Raw genomic sequence first — 6,223 nt, 5'->3', positions numbered from 1 at the left:
GTGTCACAGCGGGAAGGGGCGGGGAGGGGAAACCGCCGGCGTCTACCTCTGATCTTGCGCAGTGCTCCCCCGTTTACGGGGGAGGTGAAGCGCATCCTTGACCTCCCGGCGCGAAGCGCCGGGGTGTCACTGCGAAGCAGGGAGGCCGCTCACATGGGGCGCTGCTGGTTCTCGATGTACTGCTTGACGACGGTCAGCGGTGCCCCGCCGCAGGACCCGGCGAAGTAGGAGCCGGACCAGAAGCGGCCGCCCCACAGGTAGCGGCGTACATGTGCGTCGTACTCCTTGCGCAGATAGCGCGAGGAGACGCCCTTGAGGGAGTTGACCAGCTTGGAGAGCTGGACCTTGGGCGGGTAGTGCACCAGCAGGTGCACATGGTCCTCCTCGCCGTTGAACTGCTTCAGTTCGGCCTCGAAGTCGGCGCAGACCTCCCGCATGATCTCTTCGCACCTGGTCAGCATGGCGTCGGTGAATGCCCGGCGACGGTACTTGGTGACGAACACCAAATGGACATGTAGATCGTAGATGACGTGTCGTCCTGTGCGTACATCAGGTTTTGGGTTCCAGCGCGGTGACATAAGCCAAAGGATAGAGTGCTCGCGTGAGCGGTGAACTCGCGTGGGTGAAGCGGAAGTTCGGGCACCGTGCCCGGCTGGCGCTGACTCCCGCGCAGATCCGGCTCATCGACGACCAGGCACACGCCGCCCGCACGATGTGGAACCTGCTTCACGACTGGTGGACGATGCTCCCCAAAGGCCGCAGATCCCTCACTGCCGCTGACGCAGCGATACGCCAGGCCCGCAAGGAGATCGACTGGCTGGCCGTGCTTCCCGCCCAGGCCGCGCAGGCGGTACTCAAGACGTACTTCCAGGCATCGAAGAACTGCTGGGACGGCCGCGCCGACGCTCCCAACTTCAAGGCCCGCTTCCGCACCGTGATGTCCGTGGACATCCCGCAGGGCCGGGACCTGAACATCGTCCGCGTACACCGCCGCTGGGGCATGGTCAACATCCCCAGGATCGGCCGCGTCCGCTTCCGCTGGACCAAGGACCTACCCGTGGGGAAGGACGCGAACGCCGACAACCGGATCACCGGGGCCCGGCTGGTCAAGGACGCCCTCGGCTGGCACATCGCCTTCCGCGTCCAGGCCCTCGAACCCAAGCCCGAGCCGCACCCTGGCCCGGAGGTCGGCATCGATGTCGGTGTGACCGTGCCCCTGGCCCTGTCGGACGGGGACACCAAGACGCACGGCGCATGGCTGACCAAGAAGGAGCAGGCCAAGCTGCTCCGGCTGGAGCAGCGAGCCGCGCACCGCAGGACCTTCCGCAAGCGCGGAGAGAAGACCTCCCGGCGCCTGCGGGCCACCTATGACCAGATCCAGGCGCTTCGTGCGAGAGCCAAGCGCAGGCACCTGGACTGGCAGCACCAGGCCACCACCGAGATCGCCGCGAAGTACAGCGTGATCGTGGTGGAAGCCCTCACCATCACGAACATGGTCAAGAGCGCCAAGGGAACCGTGGAGAGCCCCGGGAAGAACGTCGCGCAGAAGTCCGGACCGCTCCATCAGTGCCGAAGCGTGGGGCCGCACGGCCGAGCTGCTGACGTACAAGACCGCCCGCAACGGTGGCACCCTGCACAAGGTCCCCGCCCCCGGCACCTCCCAGCGCTGCTCAGCCTGCGGGTTCACCACACCGGGCAGCCGCCAGTCCCAGGCCGTGTTCGTCTGCAAGAACCCCGACTGCGGATGGACCGGCAACGCCGACCACAACGCAGCCCGGAACACCTTGCACCTGTACCGGATGGGCCTCGCGCTCATCCCGGCTGCCGGAAGGGCAGTCGCCAGGCGCGCTGGTCGCGTCAAGCCCGCCACCGCAAGGTAGGCAGGAATCTCCCGCATTCACGCGGGAGAGCACTTCAATCCACGATCGCCATCTCGCGCGGCGTGTTGTTGAAACGGCGGCCGCCCGTCTCCGTGACCGTCACGATGTCCTCGATACGGACACCGAACCGCCCGGGGAGATAGATCCCGGGCTCGACGGAGAAGCACATGCCCGGGACGAGCGGCTGCTCCTCGCCCTCGATCATGTAGGGCGGTTCATGCGTGGTGACGCCGATGCCGTGGCCGGTCCGGTGGATGAAGTACGCACCGTATCCGGCGTCGCTGATCACCGCGCGTGCCGCGCGGTCGACGTCCTGGCAGGCGGCGCCCGGCCGCACCGCGTCGAATCCGGCCTGCTGGGCCTCGCGTACGACGTCGTGGACGCGCAGTTCCTCGGCGGACGGCTCACCGACATGGACCGTGCGGGTGGTGTCGGAGCCGTAGCCGTGCTTGAGGCCGCCGAAGTCGAGGACGACCATGTCGCCCTGGGCGATGGTGCGGTCGCCCGCTTCATGGTGCGGGTTGGCTCCGTTCGGGCCGGAGCCGACGACCGTGAAGTCGACCTGGGAGTGGCCGAACCGCAGGAGCAGAGCGGCGAGGTCCGCCGCGACGTCGGTCTCCTTGCGGCCGGAGAAGCGGACCTTGAGGATCTCGCCGTACGCCTCGTCGGCGGCCGCGCCCGCCGCCTCCAGCCGGGCCAGCTCGGGTGCGTCCTTCACCGCGCGGAGCATGGGCAGGGCGTCCGTCAGGGAGACGTACGACGTGCCGGGGAGTTCGCGCTGCATGCCCAGCAGATGCATCGCCCACGCGTTGTCGCTGACCCCGAAGCGGCCGCGGCCCTCGAGCAGCGCCGCGGTGACGGCGTACGGGTCCTTGCCGTCGGTCCAGGGGCGGAACGTGAGCGCGGGCGCGCCGGCGGCGTGCTGGGCGTCGGGGGCCTCCAGCGTCGGTACGACCAGCACGGGGTCCTGGCCCTCGGCGAGCACCAGGACGGTGAGCCGCTCCGTGACCGCGGGCTGGTAGCCGGTGAGATGGACGAGGTCGGGGCCGGGGGCCACGAGGAGGCCGGAGAGCCCGGCCTCGGCGGCGGACCGGGCGGCCCGGGCCATCCGGGCCCGGTAGTCGTCGGCGGTGAAGGGTTCGGGCGGTACAGCCGCGGGCGGTGTGGGCATGGGTCCGTCCTCCTCAGCACATTCATGGTGCCCGGGCCGCCTGGACGGCGCGAGTGGGCGCTCCGCCCGGTCGGTCCCCGGGGCCCGGTCGGTGGTCAGTCCTGGTCCGGCTTCTCGGCGATGAGCCGTTCCAGCAGGTCCTGGAAGTCCTCGCCGACGACGATCCGCAGCCCGTCGCCGTCCTCGTCACGGTCGCTGAGCTGGGTCAGCGTCCCGGCCCGCCACCAGTAGACGTACGGGGTGATCGCCCCGGGCGTGTCCGCGTAGCCGGACGCGGCGAACGCGGCCAAGGCGTTGAGGGACGGGATGACAGTGGTGTCGCGGATGACGTGGAAGGCGAGCTGGTGCCGGAACGGCAGCGCGACCAGCGCCCCGTCCGCGGTGATGTGCTGCCCGGTGACCTGGCGGACGAGTGCGTCCAGCACGAGGACCCGGCTGGCGGTGTAGAAGGAGTCGCCGACGACCACCTCGAAGCACATGCCCCCGGCGTCCTTGACGGTCTCGTGGGCCTCGACGGGCAGCCCCCGCAGATTGTCCAGGGCGCGCTCCCGCAGCCCCGGTACGTCGCCGAGCGGCTCCAGGGCCTCGTCGGTGAGCATCATGACGCTCTCGGGCAGGTCGAGGGCGAGCACCTCGCTGAGTCCCGGGGCGAGTGTCCTGGCGTAGCTGAACGTCATCCGGTCGAGGCCGTCCGAGCCGATCACCCGGGGATAGAGCTGGGCACGGATCTGGTCGGGCGGGAGGGTGTCCAGCGCGGACGGGGCATCCATGGTGCGCAGCACCATGCCGACATGCTGGCGAATGACGTCGGGCCACACCCGGGGGCCGCGCTCGTCGTTGTGGCAGACCGCGGCGAGGTTGCCGAGTCCGAACTGCCGTCCGGAGCTGTCGGTGACGACGTCGGCGTAGACGGTGACTTCCAGGCCCTGCTCGGCGAACGCTTCCCGGACCTGCCCGCGGAAGCGCGCGCCTTCGCCCACCGAGAGGAAGGCGAACTCCGCGTCCCGGGGCGCGTCGTCCCCGTCACGCTTCGGCCCTCGCCGGAACAGCCCCACGTCAGCCCCCGCTCATCCTGTGTGCGTTCAGGTTTCGAGCCTACCGACCTCCCCGCCGGCCGCGCTCTTCAGGCCCGGGAGTGCTTCGACGGCTGCCCGGGCCGGTCCGCCTGAGGCGAAGGAGCCGGACTCACGGCACTCACGGCACTCACGGCACTCACGGCACTCACGGACGAGAACGCCGGTGGGCTGCCACTCTTTCCCGTGTCGCGCATCGGCGGGAACAGTAGCGGCGTGCCGGGCCGCTGCCCTGCGTGAGGTAGACGTTCCGGCAGCTGGGCGATGCACAGAGGCCGCCGGGCGGGCGCTGGCGATCCCAGATCAGGACGGTCAGTGCCATGCAGGACGAGGCGAGGAACCACTCACCCCAGGGCGCGTCGTCGTCGCTGTCGAGGTGGGGGTGCCAGGGGGTGCGACCTCCGTGCGAGGTGAGGCGGACCGGCCCCGCGCTCTCCAGCAGGAGGCGGTTCAGACAGGACGCGGCGAGGTCGACGTGATCGGCGGCGAAGACCTCACGCAGCAGTAGTGCAGCGGCGCGCATCTCTGCGACATCGCTCGCGGAAAGATTGATGGCGCCGAGCTCGCCGTGTTCACGCAGCACCGCCACGACCGCTTCGGATTCCGTGTTCTCACCGGTCAGGACATTGATGAGGGCGGCAGTGCGCCGGGCGGTGGCCAGCACCGAATGCCGGGTCGACCAGTCATCGTTCAAGGGCTGCACAAGGGCAATGTACTGCCATGTAACGCATGTAGCGCAGTTTTGAGTTACTTACGTAACGTGATCCGCATGAGAAAGCGTTACGCGATGTGGTCCTTTCTCGTCGGGGCGGCAACCGCCCGCACCGGGGACGAGATGTCGGGGCCGGCGCTGTTGCTGGCGGGGCTCGCGATCACCGGGTCGGCGGCGTCGGCCTCGGCGCTGCTGGCGGGAATCACGATCTCGGCGGCAGTCGGCGGTCCGGTCTTCGGGGTGTTGCTCGACAGGTCAGCCAGGCCGGGCCGCCTGCTGGCCGGAGCGCTCGCCCTCTACGCCTCGGCGCTGTTGGTGATCTTCGTTGGTCTCGGCCGTCTCCCGATCGCCTGCACGGTCCTGATCGCGGTGTTCGCGGGGCTGCTGGGACCGGCCCTGTCCGGGGGCTGGACCGCACAACTGCCCCACGTCGTCCCGTCCGAGGCCCTGCCTCGCGCGAACGCGCTCGACGCCATGACGTTCAACCTCGCAAGCCTGGTGGGCCCAGCACTTGCCGGGGCGATCGCGGGACTGTCCGGGGCGTCGGTCGGCGTCGTGGTGTCCATGACGCTGATCTGCCTCGCGCTGCCCTCCGCCTGGGCGCTGCCCGCAGACCGAGGTCCGGCGCAGACCCCGCCGGCCACATCGGTCGTCGCCGGCCTCACTGCCGGATTCCGTACCGTTCTCCGCGCCGGCTCCCTCGCCCGCGCGACCGCCGCCTCGGTGATCTCGTGTGTGGGCACAGGCATGTTGACCGTGTGCAGTCCCTTGCTCGGAGAGCAGGTTCTCGGCGGCGCCGGCCACGGGGCGATCCTCCTGTCCGGCATCTCCGCCTCGGCGCTGGTGACCAACACGGTGCTCTCCCGCCACCCGCACGTGATGCGCCCGGACACCATCATCTGGTGCAGCATCGTCGTCCTGGCTGCCGCTCTCGTCCTCGCTGCGACCGGCCGGCCGGCTCTTCTGATCGCCGCCATGCTGATCGCCGGAGTGGGTGAAGGGCCCCTGCTCACGGCCTTGTTCGCGGTGCGTCATCGCGAAGCCCCCGCGCATCTGCGCGGCCAGATCTTCACCACGGGCGCCAGTCTGAAGATCACCGGATTCGCGCTCGGTGCGGGTATTGCCGGGCCGGTCGCCACCTGGTCGCTTTCCGGTGCGCTCCTGACCGCTGCCGGATTCGAGGTTCTCGCCGTGCTGGCCTTCGCCTGGCTCACTCCGGTCAAGCCCCGAACGAGCCGGAACGGCAACGGATGCGTGATCCAGGAAGCGGAAGCACGGTAGGCCCTGGATCCGGCCGGACAGGCAGGACGTGCGCCGGTCGCCGGGTCCGGGCCGCATGGGACAGGGGCTGCCGGACGCCCGCCGGGTACGTGCCGGGGCGCCGCAT

The 6,223-nt window shown here is 69.8% G+C and carries 5 protein-coding genes and 1 pseudogene; 2 read left to right on the top strand and 4 right to left on the bottom strand.

All coding sequences use genetic code 11. The annotated features are described in order from the left end of the window. Nucleotides 1–149: 149 nt before the first annotated feature. Nucleotides 150–578, bottom strand: a complete 429-nt coding sequence (gene tnpA / locus ACWGI8_RS11620) for an IS200/IS605 family transposase (protein ID WP_453660021.1) — start codon at nt 576–578, stop codon at nt 150–152. A gap of 104 nt (nt 579–682) precedes the next feature. Between tnpA and ACWGI8_RS11615 the strand changes: the two are divergent. Beyond that, nucleotides 683–1,880, top strand: a pseudogene (locus tag ACWGI8_RS11615) (RNA-guided endonuclease InsQ/TnpB family protein). Nucleotides 1,881–1,914: 34 nt separating this feature from the next. Here the strand turns inward: ACWGI8_RS11615 and ACWGI8_RS11610 are convergent. The 3 genes from ACWGI8_RS11610 to ACWGI8_RS11600 form a co-directional block, all read right to left on the bottom strand. Beyond that, entirely contained in the window at nt 1,915–3,051 is a 1,137-nt protein-coding gene (locus ACWGI8_RS11610; RefSeq protein WP_453660020.1) for an aminopeptidase P family protein, read from the bottom strand. 95 nt (nt 3,052–3,146) lie between these two features. Next, nucleotides 3,147–4,106, bottom strand: a complete 960-nt coding sequence (locus tag ACWGI8_RS11605) for a hypothetical protein (protein WP_453660018.1) — start codon at nt 4,104–4,106, stop codon at nt 3,147–3,149. Nucleotides 4,107–4,272: 166 nt separating this feature from the next. Then, the gene (locus tag ACWGI8_RS11600) at nt 4,273–4,827 is read right to left on the bottom strand and encodes a CGNR zinc finger domain-containing protein (protein ID WP_453660016.1); all 555 of its coding nucleotides are present in this window, start codon (nt 4,825–4,827) and stop codon (nt 4,273–4,275) included. Nucleotides 4,828–4,893: 66 nt separating this feature from the next. Between ACWGI8_RS11600 and ACWGI8_RS11595 the strand changes: the two genes are divergently transcribed. Next, the gene (locus ACWGI8_RS11595) at nt 4,894–6,117 is read left to right on the top strand and encodes an MFS transporter (protein WP_453660014.1); all 1,224 of its coding nucleotides are present in this window, start codon (nt 4,894–4,896) and stop codon (nt 6,115–6,117) included. The last annotated feature ends 106 nt before the right edge of the window (nt 6,118–6,223 follow it).

The organism is Streptomyces sp. NPDC054841, from assembly GCF_053611045.1.
The sequence above is the reverse complement of the archived record's forward strand: the minus strand, read 5'-3'. Positions and strand labels throughout refer to the sequence as shown.